Annotated in this window: 19 protein-coding genes and 3 tRNA genes; 16 read left to right on the top strand and 6 right to left on the bottom strand. The window is 54.7% G+C overall.

The window, feature by feature from the left end; genetic code table 11:
• Positions 1–6 precede the first annotated feature (6 nt).
• The 3 genes from lptF to HKD42_RS13325 form a co-directional block, all read right to left on the bottom strand.
• The gene (gene lptF / locus HKD42_RS09205) at positions 7–1245 is read right to left on the bottom strand and encodes an LPS export ABC transporter permease LptF (protein ID WP_170012687.1); all 1239 of its coding nucleotides are present in this window, start codon (positions 1243–1245) and stop codon (positions 7–9) included.
• 107 nt (positions 1246–1352) lie between these two features.
• On the bottom strand, positions 1353–1739 hold the full coding sequence (gene clpS / locus HKD42_RS09200) for an ATP-dependent Clp protease adapter ClpS (protein ID WP_170012685.1): 387 nt from the start codon (positions 1737–1739) through the stop codon (positions 1353–1355).
• A gap of 174 nt (positions 1740–1913) precedes the next feature.
• Positions 1914–2360 (bottom strand): phasin family protein, encoded by a 447-nt coding sequence (locus HKD42_RS13325; protein ID WP_246236945.1) that lies wholly within the window; start codon positions 2358–2360, stop codon positions 1914–1916.
• Between HKD42_RS13325 and HKD42_RS13320 the strand changes: the two genes are divergently transcribed.
• Positions 2359–2757 carry a hypothetical protein gene (locus tag HKD42_RS13320; protein WP_246236944.1) on the top strand — a complete coding sequence of 133 codons (399 nt, stop codon included), beginning with the start codon at positions 2359–2361 and terminating at the stop codon, positions 2755–2757. The genes HKD42_RS13325 and HKD42_RS13320 overlap by 2 nt on opposite strands.
• Before the next feature lie 102 nt (positions 2758–2859).
• Here the strand turns inward: HKD42_RS13320 and HKD42_RS09190 are convergent, their stop codons facing one another.
• On the bottom strand, positions 2860–4755 hold the full coding sequence (locus tag HKD42_RS09190; RefSeq protein WP_170012681.1) for a PHA/PHB synthase family protein: 1896 nt from the start codon (positions 4753–4755) through the stop codon (positions 2860–2862).
• Between the two features lie 171 nt (positions 4756–4926).
• Here HKD42_RS09190 and HKD42_RS09185 point away from each other — a divergent pair, with 171 nt between their 5' ends.
• From HKD42_RS09185 to HKD42_RS09160, 6 genes are all read left to right on the top strand, one after another.
• Complete coding sequence (locus HKD42_RS09185) at positions 4927–6114, top strand: LL-diaminopimelate aminotransferase (protein ID WP_170012679.1); 1188 nt, start codon at positions 4927–4929, stop codon at positions 6112–6114.
• A gap of 99 nt (positions 6115–6213) precedes the next feature.
• Positions 6214–6786 carry a helix-turn-helix transcriptional regulator gene (locus tag HKD42_RS09180; RefSeq protein ID WP_170012677.1) on the top strand — a complete coding sequence of 191 codons (573 nt, stop codon included), beginning with the start codon at positions 6214–6216 and terminating at the stop codon, positions 6784–6786.
• A 42-nt stretch (positions 6787–6828) separates the two neighbouring features.
• Positions 6829–7170: a hypothetical protein gene (locus tag HKD42_RS09175; protein ID WP_246236941.1), complete on the top strand. Its 342-nt coding sequence runs from the start codon at positions 6829–6831 to the stop codon at positions 7168–7170.
• A gap of 54 nt (positions 7171–7224) precedes the next feature.
• Positions 7225–7689 carry a hypothetical protein gene (locus HKD42_RS09170; protein WP_170012675.1) on the top strand — a complete coding sequence of 155 codons (465 nt, stop codon included), beginning with the start codon at positions 7225–7227 and terminating at the stop codon, positions 7687–7689.
• A gap of 8 nt (positions 7690–7697) precedes the next feature.
• Positions 7698–8225, top strand: a complete 528-nt coding sequence (locus HKD42_RS13410) for a JAB domain-containing protein (protein WP_170012673.1) — start codon at positions 7698–7700, stop codon at positions 8223–8225.
• A gap of 104 nt (positions 8226–8329) precedes the next feature.
• On the top strand, positions 8330–9136 hold the full coding sequence (locus HKD42_RS09160) for a crotonase/enoyl-CoA hydratase family protein (RefSeq protein WP_170012671.1): 807 nt from the start codon (positions 8330–8332) through the stop codon (positions 9134–9136).
• Positions 9137–9145: 9 nt separating this feature from the next.
• On the opposite strand, the gene HKD42_RS09155 is transcribed toward HKD42_RS09160, so the two are convergent.
• A complete protein-coding gene (locus tag HKD42_RS09155; RefSeq protein WP_170012669.1) occupies positions 9146–9925 on the bottom strand; it encodes an acyl-CoA thioesterase in 780 nt (259 codons plus the stop codon).
• Positions 9926–10093: 168 nt separating this feature from the next.
• On the opposite strand from HKD42_RS09155, the gene HKD42_RS09150 reads away from it, so the two are divergent.
• The 5 genes from HKD42_RS09150 to HKD42_RS09130 all read left to right on the top strand — a co-directional run bounded on the left by HKD42_RS09150 (position 10094) and on the right by HKD42_RS09130 (position 12078).
• A tRNA-Cys gene (locus HKD42_RS09150) sits at positions 10094–10167 on the top strand.
• Positions 10168–10217: 50 nt separating this feature from the next.
• Positions 10218–10293 (top strand) — tRNA-Thr (locus HKD42_RS09145).
• A gap of 360 nt (positions 10294–10653) precedes the next feature.
• A tRNA-Gly gene (locus tag HKD42_RS09140) sits at positions 10654–10727 on the top strand.
• 21 nt (positions 10728–10748) lie between these two features.
• Positions 10749–11816, top strand: coding sequence for a YeiH family protein (locus tag HKD42_RS09135; protein ID WP_170012667.1), 1068 nt, complete (start codon positions 10749–10751; stop codon positions 11814–11816).
• Between the two features lie 13 nt (positions 11817–11829).
• Positions 11830–12078: a DUF6356 family protein gene (locus HKD42_RS09130; RefSeq protein ID WP_170012665.1), complete on the top strand. Its 249-nt coding sequence runs from the start codon at positions 11830–11832 to the stop codon at positions 12076–12078.
• 49 nt (positions 12079–12127) lie between these two features.
• Here the strand turns inward: HKD42_RS09130 and HKD42_RS09125 are convergent, their stop codons facing one another.
• Positions 12128–12922, bottom strand: a complete 795-nt coding sequence (locus HKD42_RS09125) for an SDR family oxidoreductase (protein ID WP_170012663.1) — start codon at positions 12920–12922, stop codon at positions 12128–12130.
• Between the two features lie 87 nt (positions 12923–13009).
• On the opposite strand from HKD42_RS09125, the gene HKD42_RS09120 reads away from it, so the two are divergent.
• The 4 genes from HKD42_RS09120 (at position 13010) to HKD42_RS09105 (ending at position 16270) form a co-directional block, all read left to right on the top strand.
• Positions 13010–14359, top strand: a complete 1350-nt coding sequence (locus tag HKD42_RS09120) for an alkaline phosphatase PhoX (protein WP_170012661.1) — start codon at positions 13010–13012, stop codon at positions 14357–14359.
• A 94-nt stretch (positions 14360–14453) separates the two neighbouring features.
• Positions 14454–15017: a TMEM165/GDT1 family protein gene (locus HKD42_RS09115; RefSeq protein ID WP_170012659.1), complete on the top strand. Its 564-nt coding sequence runs from the start codon at positions 14454–14456 to the stop codon at positions 15015–15017.
• A gap of 96 nt (positions 15018–15113) precedes the next feature.
• On the top strand, positions 15114–15575 hold the full coding sequence (locus HKD42_RS09110) for a Dps family protein (RefSeq protein WP_170012657.1): 462 nt from the start codon (positions 15114–15116) through the stop codon (positions 15573–15575).
• Positions 15576–15649: 74 nt separating this feature from the next.
• Complete coding sequence (locus HKD42_RS09105) at positions 15650–16270, top strand: 6-phosphogluconolactonase (RefSeq protein ID WP_170012655.1); 621 nt, start codon at positions 15650–15652, stop codon at positions 16268–16270.
• Positions 16271–16277: the final 7 nt, after the last annotated feature.

Here is a 16277-nt window from a genome sequence, read left to right as displayed (position 1 = left end):
CCGCCTCTATTCTGCTGGTGCCAGCGCAGCGGCTGTATCGTTGCCGCGCTTTTTGCGGCTGAACAGTTTGCCGAATTGTTTTGTAGCTTTGCCAAATGCGGTTTCAAGCGCTCCGATGGCTTGTCCGCCCGGGACAAATGCCACGCGGTAATACATCCATACTATCAGCGCGGCGAAGATGAAGAACGGCCCCCAAAGGGCAATGATCGGATCAATCCGGCCCAATGCGGCGATGTCTTCCCCATATTGGTTGACCTTGTGATAAGCGACAACCATCACAATCGACACAAATACCCCCAGTGCAGAGGATGATCGTTTGGGGGGTATAGCAAGCGCGACCGCCAATAGAGGCATCAGGATCATCATCACCACTTCGACCAGCCTGAAATTGAAACTGGCCTGACTGGCATCCCGCTTGGCTTCTGTTTCATTATCCGACCAGCCAATGCGGACAAGTTCGGGCAGGATATATTCCCGCTCAGCATCGCCGCGTGCGCGAAACTCTTCCACTCTGGGCAAGTCGATTGGTAAGTCATGGCGGGTAAAGCTGAGTACCCGGGGTGTGCTGCCTTCTGCCCCGGTCCGTTGGACAATTGTGCCGTCGGTCAGGCGAAGTATGATCGTATCGGGGCTGTCTTTTGTAGCGAGAAAGTTGCCCTCTTTCGCGGTAATCGACAGCACTTCACCCTCGCTGTTTTGGGCACGGGCAAAAATGCCGATCAGCTCGCGCCCATCGTCGCGGCTTTCATCAATCCTTAGCGCCATTCTGTCCTTCAGCGTGGTGAACTCACCGACTTTGATGGACGCACCCAGCGCGCCGGAACGCAGTTCATATTCCAGTTGTTCGTAATAATACCGGCTGACTGGCTGGACGTAGAAAACCAGCGCGACATTGGCAGCCATAAGGATAACGGTGATGATGTAGGGGCCGCGCAGCAATCGCCCGTAACCCAGTCCCACCGCGCGGAATACATCAAGCTCACTGGATGTAGCCAGCTTGCGGAATGCCAGCAGAATTCCCAGCAGCAACCCCAGCGGAATCGCAAGGCTGGCATATTCCGGAATCAATGCGCCAAGCATCTTGAACACAACCCCGACGGGGCCGCCTTCAACCGCGACAAAGTCAAACAGCCGGAGCATTTTGTCGAGGATTAGGAGAGAGGCCGCCAGAGTGAACACGCCAATCATCGGCACGATCACGAGCCGAAGAATATATCGGTCAATGGCGGGAATAAAGTTGAACACGCTGAGAAAAATTAGCTCTCTTTATCGATGGTTTGCGCAGCGTTAGCCTGAATTGCCCATCAGGTCATGCCCCCTCGCAAAACTTTGCGCATATCCACCGACTAAAGTCAGGCCTTTTCCAGCGTACATTGCAAGGGATGTTGGTTTTCGCGCGCGAAATCCATCACTTGGTTCACTTTGGTTTCAGCAACTTCGTATGGGAAAACCCCGCATACGCCGACACCCTTTTGATGGACGTGCAGCATTACGCGGGTGGCCTGTTCCAGATCCATCCGGAAGAAGTTTTTCAGAACCGCAACGACGAATTCCATCGGTGTGTAATCGTCATTCAGCAGCAATACTTTATACTGGCTTGGCTTTTTCGGTTTGGCTTTAGCCTTGGTCGCGACCCCGACCTGTCCATCCTCATCGCCTTCATCACTGCCGCCTGATGGGTCGTCAGCTGCGCGGATGGTGGCGGTTTGGTTGTTTGGGATGTGGATCAAGCTCTTCATTACATCAGACAATATCGTATTCCGCGCTTAATCCGCAAGGGGGCTATTGCCCTGGTAATAGCAAAAGCTGCAAGAAAAACGGGCCGAGTAGCAATGCTACCCGGCCCGTTTCAATGTTTCGCCGGAAAATGGAGAGGGGGCCGGCGGAAACTGATCATATTGAATTGATCAAGCTTATGCCGCTTTGCGGACCTTTTCCATGGCCAGGCTCATGCGGCCAGACAGCGGTGCGAAAGCGTCATTTGCGAGCTTGAGCATGGTTTCGGTGTTCTTGGAGAATGTCGCAACCGTTGCGTCGAAGTTACGGCTAACGATCTTGCTTTGCAGCTCGACGAACTCTGTTGGAGATTTGACAGCAGCAACGTCTTTAACGTCAGCGGTCATTGTTTCGACAGCAGTCTTGCCTTCAGCGATATAGCCTTTGGCCATGTCTTGCATACCAGAAGCAAGGATCTTGCCTGATTCTACAACAGCTTCAACGTTACCCTTGGTAAATTCGCCCATGTCTGTCGCGATCTCGCTGCCTTTATCAAACGCTGTCTTCGCGCGTGTTTGGATGTCAGACAGGCCTTCTTTGGCTTGTGCTGTCAGGTCAGCGGCTTTGGTTTGTGCTTTGGTCATGATGGTGTCCTTTGTGGAAACAGGTGATTTAGCAGTGGCCGGCTTGCGCTTCGGTGCTGCTTTCTTTGTGGCGGTTTTCTTAGCGGCGGTCTTCGGCGACGCAGTTTTCTTGGCGGCAACTTTTTTGGCAGCCGGCTTTGTGGCAGTCTTTTTAACGGCAGTCTTTTTGGCTGGCGCTTTCTTGGCGGCAGTTTTTGCAGCAGTCGCTTTTTTGGCTGGAGCAGGTTTGTCTGCTTCTACAGCTTTTGCCACTGCATTGATGTTCACTTCATCAGTTGCGGGCTTGGCATCTGCTTGTTTAGCAGCGGCTTCAGCATATGCCTTCTCGGCGGCTGCATCGATCTTGCTAGCATTGGTAGCCATGGTGATAACCTCTTACGTCGCAGAGTGCATCTGACACTCCTCATGTTGCACTGCACAAAATAGATATTGCAGCTGCGAAGTCAAGAGTTTTTTGTGCAGTGCACCATAATTCAGCAAAGCACTGATTATTATAGGTTTATCGAGTCATGACATACCGGCCTGGGGCATCTTCGATAGTTTTATCGCCTTTGCCACCCGGTTTGCGTTTCCCTTTAACCGGTATTTCTGTGGTATCTTGGGATCGGAGCCATTCAATCCAATCAGGCCACCAGCTTCCAGCGGTTTCGGTAGCGCCCGCAATGAACTCGCCCAAAGACTGCGGATCGGCCGTGTTGGTCCAATATTGATATTTTCCGGACTCCGGCGGATTGACCACACCGGCAATATGTCCCGATCCGGCTAAGACAAATCGCAACGGTCCGTTGAAGTGGTTGGTAATTTCCCAAACGCTCTCGGCTGGGGCGATATGGTCTTCCTTGCCAGCCTGCACGTAAGACGGGGTTTTCACCAAGCGAAGGTCGATCGGTTCGCCATCCGCCTCTAGCGCGCCGGGCTGTATCAGTTTGTTGTCGCGATACAGATCGCGCAAATAGGCTTGGTGCCATTTTGCCGGGAGGTTGGTTACATCCCCGTTCCAGTGGAGCAGGTCGAAAGCAGGGTACCCATTGCCCATCAGATAATTATCGACCCAGTAATTCCAGATTAGACTGTTTCCGCGCAGCAGATTGAACGCGGCAGCCATGTATCGGCCGTCAAGATAGCCGTCGGTGCACAGCTTCTCGATTCCTGCCAATTGCTGGTCGTCGATAAAGTGCAGCAGATCGCCCGCCTTGGTAAAATCTACTTGGGCGGTAAAAAACGTGGCTGACTTCACCTTGTCTTGTTGGTCACGCGCATGGAGTATCGCCAGTGCAGCGGCCAGCGTTGTACCGGCGACGCAATACCCGATCGTGTGGACGGAAGGCACTTTGAGACGCTCACGAATGTAATCAATTACGTCTATCTGCGCGCGAATATAGTCGCCCCAGACAATGTCCGACATACTGGAATCGGCTGATTTCCAACTGACCACAAAGGTGGTCACGCCCTGTTCCACAGCCCAACGAATGAAGCTGTTTTTGGGGTTGAGATCAAGAATGTAGAACCGGTTGATCCAAGGCGGAAAAATAACCAGCGGCGTTTCCAATACGGTTGGTGTCGTCGGGCTGTACTGGATTACTTGATAGAGCGGCGTTTCATGAACGACCTTGCCCGGCGTGGCTGCAATGTTCTCGCCGAGCGTAAACGCGTCTGGATCGGTGTGTGTGAGTTGCCCGCGTTTCAAATCGGTGAACAGGTTCTCCATGCCGGAGACAAGGCTTTCGCCTTTCGTCTCGAGAGTTCGTTCGATCACGAGCGGGTTCAAAGTCGGGAAGTTGGCCGGACTCATGGCTTCGATCATGGCCTTCGTGGCGAAACGCAACTGCTTACGTTTGGCATCATCCAAACCCTCAATCTCATCGACCATGGCATGGAGGCGCTCGGAAATGAGCAGATAGGTTTGATGAATAAGCGCAAATGCAGGCTGATCGCTCCAGCGCCGGTCTTTGAACCTGCGGTCAGATCGCGGAAGGTCTGTTTCCCGCTCTTTCAAGGCTTCTGGCCCGATTCCGTACCGGCCCAGCACAGTTTGCCACAACTCCAGGCTTTCCTCCCAAAGCTGTTTTTGAGCGTCGGGCTTTGAAATGGGCATTTGACGATACCAGTTTTGCATCGCCCCTAGCCATTCCAGCGGGTCTACAAGGGCCAGCTTCGGTTCCGCGGATTGGCTCTGCTCAGCCTGAAATTCTTGCCACATCATTTGCAGTTTTTGACTGACGGCTTGCCAGTCTTCGAGGCTGCTTGGAGACATTTCTACAGTCGGGAAGGGCATCATCGGGGCATCCGGCATTTGCCCGGCAGGTAATACCGTACCCAGCATATCCTGCATGATTTTTGTCTGCATTTGCATCATCGCAGCAAAAGGCGCAGCTGGGGTATCGTCTTGATCCATGATTGTCCCATTCTGTTTTGCCAGCCGATTATCCCGGAAAAGCCGGTATTTTCCGCATTAAAGGATTGCTGATTGAGCGATTGTAGCGCAGCTAGGATAGGGCTCAACCTTGAAACGCGCATTTGCACGTTTCTGAATGCGAATTCAGCTTGTTTTGGAACCGATCGAACTATGAATACCGACTTTTACCGCATGAAGCGTTTGCCGCCCTACGTTATCGCAGAAGTCAATGCGATGCGGGCGACCGCGCGGCAAGAAGGGCGCGATATCATCGATCTTGGTATGGGCAATCCCGATCAACCGCCGCCCCAGCACGTGATCGATAAGCTATGCGAAGTGGCGCAGAAGCCAACCGCGCATGGATATTCCCAGTCACGCGGTATTCCCGGCTTGCGCAAAGCGAAGGCGAATTATTACGCGCAACGGTTCGGCGTTGACCTTGATCCAGAATCCGAAATAGTGGTCACCATGGGGTCGAAGGAAGGTCTTGGCAGTCTGGCCAATGCGATCACTGCGCCGGGCGATGTAATTTTGGCACCCAACCCGTCATATCCGATCCACACCTTCGGGTTCATTATCGCAGGGGCAACCATTCGCGCCGTACCAACAACACCTGACGAGGAATATTGGCGGGCACTCGATAATGCGATGGCGTTCACCGTACCGCGTCCGAGCGTATTGGTAGTCAACTATCCCTCCAATCCGACCGCCGAGGTGGTTGATCTGGCGTTCTATGAGCGGTTGGTGGCCTGGGCTAAGAAGAATGAGGTGTGGGTACTGTCTGACCTTGCCTATTCGGAGCTGTATTTTGACGGCAATCCAACCCCATCCATTATGCAGGCGCCCGGTGCCAAGGATGTGGCGGTTGAATTCACCTCAATGTCCAAGACGTATTCGATGGCCGGTTGGCGGATGGGCTTCGCGGTAGGCAATAAGGCGCTCATTGCTGCGCTGACGAGGGTGAAATCCTATCTCGATTATGGTGCCTTTACGCCAATTCAAGCGGCTGCCTGCGCGGCGCTGAACGGCCCGCAGGACATTGTCGCGAGTAACCGCGAATTGTATCAAAAACGCCGTGATGTGATGGTGGAAGCGTTCGGCCGTGCCGGTTGGGATATCCCCCCGCCGCCGGCATCAATGTTCGCTTGGGCGCCGTTGCCGCCTGCCTTGAAAGAGATGGGCAGCCTCGAATTTTCCAAGCAATTACTGACCGAAGCCGAAGTCGCGGTCGCCCCGGGCGTGGGATATGGCGAAGAAGGCGAAGGGTTTGTGCGTATTGCGATGGTCGAAAATGAGCAAAGGCTGAGACAAGCTGCCCGGAATGTTAAGCGGTATCTGACCTCACTTGGTGTGAATTAGGGACACTATCTGATCCGGCTTGGAACGAAATAGGCGCCCGTCGTTGATTCTCATGATGCAATATTTTACCCTGTCACGGATGAAAGACCGAAATCGGCCATGAACGCTCCGGCGATACCAAAGCTGACTGACCGCCAGCGCGATGTGCTGGAACGGATCGATAGGCGCGTGCCGATTAAAGTGATCGCAGGCGATTTAGGCCTGTCTGAAGCGCGTATCAATCAGCATATTCGTACTCTCAAAGACAAATTTGAGTGCGAAAGCATGAATGAATTGGTCGAGCGGTACCGGTCATTTTCTAGCTATAAATCAGAAGCTTGCGTGAAGGAAGTGGGGCCAGAAGACCCCTATAGTAATTCTCTATATAGAAATACTCAGCTGCCGGACGAGCCGATTTTCCCGGATCAGGGATCCCGGGTCGACCCTGGCAAGATTGCTTTTTCTGATGCGCATCACGTCCTCATCGATGCGCCTTGGACAAAGTCCCGGGAGCCGGTGGTCGTCCCACATATGTTAGATGGCGATCACGCCGTTCTAAGACGTTTCGCAGCGATGATCGGCATCGCATTTGGGATTGTCGCGGCTGTCATATTGGTAGTGGCAGCGGCAGTTACCGTCAGCGAGGTTTTGGACGGCAAAGCGTCATTGCGTACCGAAAATCAAGGCCCATAGGCGGACAAAACCGTGGGCCAACCGCCCAACGGAGAAACGGTTATGGATAGTGCAATATATTCCGATGCGCTTCAGATTAAAAAATTGGTCCGGGAAGCCGAAGCGCTGTCGGATGAGACGATGCTGGCCTGCGCAAAATTAAAGCAGGCGATGCTTCAAGCCCGACAGAATCCCGATGTGGAGGTCGATACCGGCCAGCGTGCCATATTGCGGCTGGCTCAAGCGGAACAACAAGCGATGTCAATGTCGACAAATCTGTTGCGTGTTCATGATGAACTCAGCAAAGTTGCCAAAGTGTATGCTGATAAACCCGGCGTGCCCACGGATCTTGAACCTTCTGCATTGGCGGAGACCGTTACTTCGCAGAAGCTGGAAAACGTATAGAGAGGACCGTCTCTGACAATTATAGAGCTATGGAATGACTATCAGGGTCGCGGCTTGGATCTGCTGTTGCTGGGGTGTTTCCTCTTTTCCTTCAGGATCGGGGCAGGCCCAGAAAAAGCGGCGGCTTCTACAATGGTGGCCTTATTCGCAGCATTCCAGCTCTATAATTGGACCTTTCATCCAACCTATGCCTCACCGTCGTTGGATTATGGGCCGATGCTTATGGACCTGATGGCTGCAATATCACTTATTGTGATAGCGGCGCAGGCTAACAGGATGTATACATTATGGCTGGCCGGCCTCCAGATCATTGCAGTTCTAGCGCATTTGGCCCGCGGTTTGAGCGAGACGATATCGCCAATCGCTTATGTGGTGATGTTTTCCGGTCCGTCCTATTTTCAGATCATCATTCTGGGCTTCGGCATATGGCTCCATCATCGGCGAGTGAAGCGCCACGGCAATTACAGATCATGGAGGGGCTCCTCGCCCCTTTCCTCGGAACGTCAGCACCCCGTATAGCCAAGGCAGTGCGGAACGAGTTCGGCACTTTAGGGCGGGCATTGCGCGCTTCGGATATGGATTTCGCAAAGCTGGGGCCAGATGGCCGCAATCTTAAGGCCTTGCTGGTCGCTGCTTGCGAGCTGGTCGACGGGGTTCGAAATGAGCGTGCGGTCAGCGCCCGGCTCGATCCCGCTGACCGGCAGCTCCATATTTTCCTTCGCCGGCGTTTATGTGCCACAGCGGTTGAAAAGCTCATGATCATTTTCTGTGATGGGCGGGGGCGTTATCTGGGGGACGAGGTGATCGCCTGTGGGACTCGAAATGGTGTCGAACTGGATATGCAAAGCCTGTTTCGACAAGCACTTTCGATCGGCGCATCTTCATTTCTGATGGCGCATAATCACCCGTCCGGGGTATGTTCGCCCAGCGACAACGATATCCGGGCAACCAAGCGTGTAGCCCACGCAGCGCCCATGCTCGGCCTATCGGTTCTGGACCATCTGATCCTCACTTCTGGCGAATGCTATTCCATGCGGACGGGTGACTTGTTGTGAAGTCGGTTGCTGAATTTCTGGGGGCGTTTCAACGGCAGTATCTCTGGACAGCGGTGCGTGTTTGAGTAACATTGCCTGACAGGTTCAATGATCAGGTGAGTAGCATGGAATTCCCCGCAAACGACCGCGTTTCAATCGATTTGGGTGATGATGGAGTCGCGCAGGTACGGCTCACACGGCCCGACAAGATGAATGCCCTCGATCCTGAAATGTTTGAGCGTATTATTCAGGCCGGTCAGGCGCTGCATACGATGAAAGGCCTGCGTGCCGTGGTTTTGTCAGGCGAGGGGCCGAGCTTTTGCGCTGGACTGGATACGTCGACTTTCGGCCGTGAACCAGCTGCTGATGAACCGGGTTTGACCGAACGCACCTTTGGCAATTCTAACAAATTCCAGCAGGTTGCGACGCAGTGGCGGAAGTTACCGGTGCCAGTTGTGTGTGCAATCCACGGGGTGTGCTTTGGCGGCGGGATGCAAATTGCGAGCGGCGCCGACATCCGCGTGGCAGCACCCGATTCCAGAATGGCTATTATGGAACTTAAATGGGGCTTGGTGCCGGATATGGGTGGCTATGCTTTATGGAGAGGCCTTGTTCGGGACGATATGCTGCGAGAGCTCGTTTACACCAACCGGCAGTTTACCGGTGCCGAGGCGCTAGAATATGGATTGGCAACTTTCGTGGATGCCGACCCGCATGCCCGTGCAACCACCATCGCGACCGAGATCGCAAACCGTAATCCGCATGCGATCCGTGCAGCCAAGCGGCTCCATAATAAGATGGCGGATGAAGATAATGATACGCTACTGATGGAAGAGAGCATCGAACAGCACGGTATTATGCGGTCCAAGAACCAGATTGAAGCTGTGATGGCAGGTATGGCCAAGCGCCCGGCAGTATTTGAAGATGTGTAACGGCGCCTACTAACCAAAGATCGCCACAGCTTGGATGCCCGACAGCATTTGTTTGCCGTCGGCATTCCACAAACGTAACCGCTCGCTGGAATACCCTTGATCGGCATGATCGCTTGCCGTTTCTGCCAGCCACCAACCATCGCGGGTTGTCGGTTGCGGATCGAGCAGGTTGAAGGACCAATTGATTGAACTGATTGGTCCAGGCCGCTGCATAATACGTGCGGCTGATGGGGGCAAAGTATCACCCATCAATATCAGTTCGGCCACGGGATCCAATCCCGACGGTTCTTTCAAACGCGTCCAACGCCTGATGATCGGTACATCTGCTTTGGCCCGGTCAGCCGTGTAATGGACATCATAGTTGTTCTTGAGAAATTCCGGAGCCCGGCTCGTATCGGTGGGTAGCGAATCTTCTGGCCGGCCTGGATCGGGTTGCGGATACGGTGCGGGGTGAACGGCGTTTGCCTCGCGGCTAGTGCCAAACAGCCAGAAGGCAGTCAGCGCCACTTGGCCGCCGCTCCGGATTTCACTACGCAGCTGCGCAACGTTGCGGCCTTGGCGGACAATTTCGCTATGGATCTCAAATTCAGCGCCGATTGGTGCGACAAAGCCGACTTGTCCCGCGCGAAACGGCGGCAGATCAGGAAATGTGCGGATTGCTGACATATAGGCAATCAGCGCCGATGCGCCTCCATACAAGGTACGTCCCTGCATCCAGCCTTCTGCATTTTGGAGTGTCACAGGCCCGCCACTGGCGGTGACCGGGTCAATCAGATTGTTTACGCTCATGGGCAGGTTTCATAGCGCATCGAGAATGACATACCAGCCCCGATGATCCCGGTTTCTGTTCCGCAGGACGGCGCACATACTCTGCTTAGATTCATGTTGCCTTGACGGTGGGGAGAGGCTAGTTGGCCGCTTCCGTCCATGCGGTGCCTCGGCACCCACGGGAACAGAGGCCCGATGGCGGAGTGGTGACGCAGCGGTTTGCAAAACCGTGCACGCCGGTTCGATTCCGGCTCGGGCCTCCATAATTCCGCGGGTACAGGGTTCAGTCCATGACCCGAACAGATCCCGCCGCGCCGCTTTAGCTCAGGTGGTAGAGCACATCATTCGTAATGATGGGGTCAGAGGTTCGAGTCCTCTAAGCGGCACCACAAAACCCCTGATGTAACGGCTTGTACATAGGGGCCTTGCTGCTGTTCTGGACAGGTGACTGGTAAAATCGTTACCATCCATGCGTTTGATTGAAAGTTGCCGAGGAGAAGCGCTGCGGCAGGCTCAGCCTCGACGGCATGTCATTGGTGTAAAGCGCCTACAGACCATCGCTTCTGAGCAACATTGGCAGGTTTACGGAATTGGAAGCGGCCAACCAAGGTCGACCAACAGGCCGAGAAAATCCGCAAAAGACTCGTTGACGACAAGGCTATTGTGGTCAATCTGAACTGCCGTCTCTGCGGGAATGCGCGAACCGTATTGTAAACCGCGGAGGCTAGGTAAGGCTAAGTCCTTGAAATGCGGGTGTAGCTCAATGGTAGAGCAGCAGCTTCCCAAGCTGACGACGAGGGTTCGATTCCCTTCACCCGCTCCAAGCCGTTCTGCGGGGTAGAATATGGCGAAGCAGGCCCGTGAAGAATTCTACATGGCGGATCTCTACGGAGAACTGCAGCTAACGGAGCCTAAAGAACGCCGAACAATCGCGTCGTATTTGCCGGGTTTGGCGGTAGTTGCCGTTGCAGCCTTGGCTGCATTATGGCTGAGCGAGCATTACGGGCCGCCTGCTATTCTGATGGGCTTATTGATCGGTTTGGCGCTGAATTTTGTGAGCGCTGACAAACGGCTGTCTGCGGGGCTGGATCTGGCTTCGCAAACATTGCTGCGCTTGGGCATTGTGCTGTTGGGCCTGCGTATCACCATCGGCGAGATCACCGATCTTGGCCTTTATCCGTTTCTGGCGCTGGTTGTGATCATAGCCACTGTGATCTTTGCCGGCCTATTGGCGGCGAGGTTGTTTAAGCAAGATATTCTGTTCGGCCTTTTGGCGGGCGGAGCCACGGCCATTTGCGGTGCATCTGCGGCTCTTGCCCTGTGGAGCATCATTGGTGAGAAACGGGTGAGCCAAGAACGCTTCACGATTGTATTGCTGGGTACGACCATTGCGAGCGCATGCGCGATGACATTCTATCCGGCGATTGCTGCTTTTCTGGGTCTGAGCGACACGCAAGCAGGGTTCCTGATCGGTGCATCTATCCATGATGTGGCGCAGGCAATCGGCGGCGGATTTTCCTACTCCGAACATGCGGGCGAAGTGGCCACAGTGGTGAAGCTTTCCCGGGTTAGTTTGCTGGTTCCAGTATTGTTGATTGTTACAGTCGTGCTCAACAGGTCAGGTGCCGCGGATGGAGCTCAGCAAACATTTACACTGCGTCAGGGGCTGCCGTGGTTCATTGCCGGGTTCATTGCATTGGTGATCGTCAACAGCGTGGTTGCCTTGCCCGCGATAGTCAGCAGCAGCGGTATTTCGATCGCCAATATTCTGCTGCTGCTTGCGGTTATCGCAGCTGCCGTCAAGTCAAATCTCGCCGGCCTTTTGTCGCATGGCTTGCAGTGTTTTGGACCGGTTATTATGACCACGCTAACAGCCTTTATTTTGTCCTTGATTGCTGCCCAAATGATCTAAAATCGGAGCGCAAATGAACATTTTTACCGACCATCCCCGATCTGTAGGTGAGACATATTCGGAGCACTTCGTTGCCGCGACCAGCTTCGGGTTCCCGATGATCATGGCGGGGGCTGCCTGTGTGCTTCACGGCGTCTTTCCGTTTTTGTTTGAAAAGACCGGTAGCAACTTGGTTCGTAGATTGTACGACCGCATGGTGATCAATCGCCAGACGATGACCCATGTGAACAGCAAGGGACAACAGATCGACTGGTGTATCTGAAGCCAGCCTATCGTGCGCGGTCCCACACTGTTCGGCGTCATGATGGCGGTTAGCGCGGCGGCATCCTGATGGCGCCGTCAAGCCGGAACTGATGCCCGTTAATGTAGCTGTTTCGGGCGATTTCCAGAATTAGGCTGGCAAATTCTTCCGGATTACCAAGGCGCTTGGGAAACGGGACAGATGCATTCAATTGATCCCACATTTGCGGGTTCCGGTCCTTCATGCCCAGCATCAGTGGTGTGGCAAAAATCCCTGGCATGACAGAGTTCACCCGGATGCCGAGCTGCATCAGGTCACGCGCCATGGGCAGGACCAATCCGTTTACCCCGGATTTGCAACTGCCATAAATCACTTGGCCGATCTGGCCATCTTGCGCAGCGACGGATGCCGTCAGCGTGATCGCGCCGCGCTCCCCATCATCATTGACCGGGTCGCTGTTTGCCATGCCGAGCGCGGAGTGTGACGCAATGCGGTAGCTGGATACGAGAATGCCCTCCGCACCAAATGCATAGTCTTCTGTGGAGAGGCGTTTATAGGCGCCACTTTCCTTGTCCCACCCAATCGTTTTGCCGCGTTTGCTGGCCATCGCGCAGTGAACAGTCACCCGTTCCTGCCCGTTGGCGCTGCGCGCGGCGGCGAAGCCATCCACCACGGATTGCTCGTCCATAATATTGACGTGGTGGAATGTACCGCCGATTGCGGCCGCGTGCTTTTCGCCTTCTTCTTCATTGATGTCGAAGATGGCCACTTTCAGACCCTGATCGGCCAAAGCTGTCGCGCTGGCTTGGCCCAAACCGGATGCTCCGCCTGTCACAATAGCGGCCATTCCTGCTTCGAGTTTCATCGTGCACATCCTCCATAAATTTGTTTGCAAGTGTCATGGTCGTTTCATCGTGCTATCGCAAATGGATATTCCCAATGGAGAGACCCGATGAGTGATACTATCCTGCCCGTTATTGCACCCAGCCGCCGCAAATTTCTGGGCGCAACCGGGTCTGCATTTGCGGCGCTGATTGCGAGTGGATGTACCACGGTTGGCACCGGCAACAACCGTATGGCGGGCGCGTCCAGCTTCGGTGGTTACGGCGATCTTGTTCCCGATCCTGCGGGGATGCTCGATCTACCTCAGGGGTTTTCCTACCGCGTGATTTCCAAGCTTGGCGATGCAATGGATGATGGCGGCACCGTGCCAGACCGCGCGGACGGCATGGGCTGCATTGACCTCGGCAATGGTAAAATTGCGCTGGTCCGCAACCATGAGCTTGGCCCTGCACATGATTTGGGCGGTGAGTATTCGGAAGGGTTTGGCCGCGACGCAGAAGGTAATGTTCTGCCCGGCGGGACGACCACCTTGGTGCTGGATGCGGCGACACTGGAAGTGGAGCAGCAATATCGTTCAATGGCAGGAACCATCCGCAATTGTGCTGGCGGCACGACCCCTTGGGGCAGCTGGCTAACCTGCGAAGAATCCATGTGGACGCGTGAACGCGATTTGGCGGATAAGCACGGCTGGGTGTTTGAAATCCCGGCCGATGCAGGGCGCCAAGTGAACCCTGCGCCGCTTAAAGCGATGGGGCGTTTCAACCATGAAGCCGCTGCTGTCGATCCGCGCACTGGGATTGTCTATCTGACGGAAGATATGAACGATGCGATGCTGTACCGGTTTATTCCAAATGTACCGGGCAAGCTGGCAGAGGGCGGAAAACTGCAAGCACTGGCTCTGTCAGAAGACATCACAGATGCGCGCAATTGGGAAAATCCGGCCATGACAGTGGGCACCGATCATCCCGTCAGGTGGATTGATTTGGACAATCCTGAAGCCCCGAAGAATGATCTGCGGATACGCGGTGCGGCAGCTGGCGGCCTGAAAATCGCGCGCGGTGAGGGCATCCACATGGGCGACGGGGAATTGTATTTCTGTTCAACCAATGGGGGCGCGGCCAAGCTTGGCCAGATTTTCCGTCTTATTCCCGGTAAGAATGGCGGGCCGGATGCCTTGTCATTGTTCTTTGAGAGTACATCGGGTGATCAGTTCAATTATGGCGACAATCTTACGGTTCAGGACAATGGCCATTTGATTGTATGTGAAGATCAATACACCGATACTGTGACCAACCATTTGCGCGGCGTTACACCGCAGGGCGAGGCGTATCCTCTCGGTCTTCTGCGGATACAAACCGAACCGGCGGGGGCGTGCTTCTCCCCTGATGGCAAGACTTTGTTCGTCAACGCCTATAGTCCCACAGCAACGTTAGCGATCAAGGGGCCGTGGTTTTCCTGAACTGGGTTTGGTGACCTAAGCTTCCGTGACCTAAGCTCTGCGAATGGAGCTACGCCTGCTTGCATAGCTGCTAAGACGGCTTAAGGCGGAAGTCATGCCAGCCTTTTTCCTCGCCCTTGTTGCAGTCGCGCTCACCAGCTTTGGCGGACGGGATCAATTGCTGATGGCTGATCTGTCTGCCCGGCAAGGCGGGCGTTTGGGCTTGCTGGTTGTGGGCTGTATCATCGCAGTTATCACAGCTGCCGCAATGGCGTTGTCGGGCCAATATATCGCATCAATCTTGCCCAGCGCGGGCAAAACCATGCTGGTCGCATTTGCCCTGTTTGCCGCAGCGTTTGAATTGGCTTGGCCGGTGAAAGTCAAACCGCCGAAGGAGCCGACATACTCGCTGGGGGCAACGGCAATTGTGATGCTGGCGCGCCAGTTGGGTGATGGTTCCCGCTTTCTGATTTTCGCGTTTGCCGCATCCACAGGGACGCCCTGGTTCGCCGCGGCGGGCGGAGCGCTTGGCGGTATGATTGCCATCGCAGCTGGCTGGACAATGGCAGAGGACCTGCCGGTAATACTGCCACTCAAGCTTATCCGCAGGGTGCTCGCCGCGATTATTCTGATCGTGGGTATTTATGTCGGCTTGAGCGCGCGGGGCATAGTTGGATGATCGCCAAAAGCGATCAGTGTTAATCGCTAAACTCTCGAAACATTAATCCCTGTCACCCGTTTTACCTTCAGACACACACTTTGGAGGAAACATATCATGGCCGATACAGGCGATAATTCTACAACCGCATTGGCAAGCGAACTCAATGCATTGCTCGCAGACCATTTGGCGCTCTTTTTCAAGACCAAGAACTTTCACTGGCACGTGGCAGGCCCACGCTTTCGCGACCTGCATTTGTTGTTTGACGAACAGGCTATCGAAATCCGCGACCAAATCGACGTGATCGGAGAACGGGTGCGCAAGCTGGGCCGGAACACTCTCACTTCAATCGGGTCTGTCGCACAGAACACGCAGGTCAAAGACCAAGATGATGCAACGCTGAGTGCGGAAGCGATGTTGGAGGAACTGCGCGATGATAATGCCAATATGGTCAAGCGACTGAAAGGCCTAAAATCCCTTGCGGAAAATGCGGGTGACAATGCCACAGACGGCTTGCTCGACGATTGGACCGACATGGCAGAACAGCGGGTCTGGTTCCTGACGCAAACTTTGAAGTAAGTACGCATACGTACTCTTGTGAAAAAGCCCGCTTTGGCACTGCGCCGGGGCGGGCTTTTTGCTATGCATCTTGTATGGCAGATATCACCACCCAAGCCGGCGCAGATAGCGCCGCGATCGCTGACTGGATCAAAGCGCGATTAGAGGCAGCTATGACAGAGGCTGGCGGACCAATAGCCATTACGGTTCCCGGTGGTTCGACCCCTTTCCCGATCTTGGAAGAGCTGGCCCGGTCGGATCTCGACTGGACCCAAATCTCTGTCTGGCCCGGCGATGACAGAATCGTGCCGGAAGATCACCCGGCCAGCAATACGGGCAAAATCCGCAGCTTATTGGAGCCTGTCGGCGCACAGGTGGTAACGCTGACTGAAAATGCCGTGCCGCCACATTTTGCGCTGGCGTGGTTGGGAATGGGCGCGGATGGCCATATCGCTTCATTGTTTCCCAATACCGATCCGCAAAGCGATGATCCGCTGATGGTGCGCCGTTTGACGCCCGATCCCTTACCGCCAGAGGCACCATTTGACCGGATTACCCTGACGATACCCGCCTTGATACGGTCCGACAGCCTGCTGTTCGTAATTAGGGGGGATGATAAGCGGGCGGTATTTGATGCCGCTGCCGCTGGCCACCATGACCTTCCCATTGCCCGGTTGCTGGGCACAGCTAAACAGCCGGTCCATTGCTTCACTTGATCCCCGC

This window comes from Pontixanthobacter rizhaonensis (assembly GCF_012972675.1).
Lineage (GTDB): Bacteria > Pseudomonadota > Alphaproteobacteria > Sphingomonadales > Sphingomonadaceae > Pontixanthobacter > Pontixanthobacter rizhaonensis.
The sequence above is the reverse complement of the archived record's forward strand: the minus strand, read 5'-3'. Positions and strand labels throughout refer to the sequence as shown.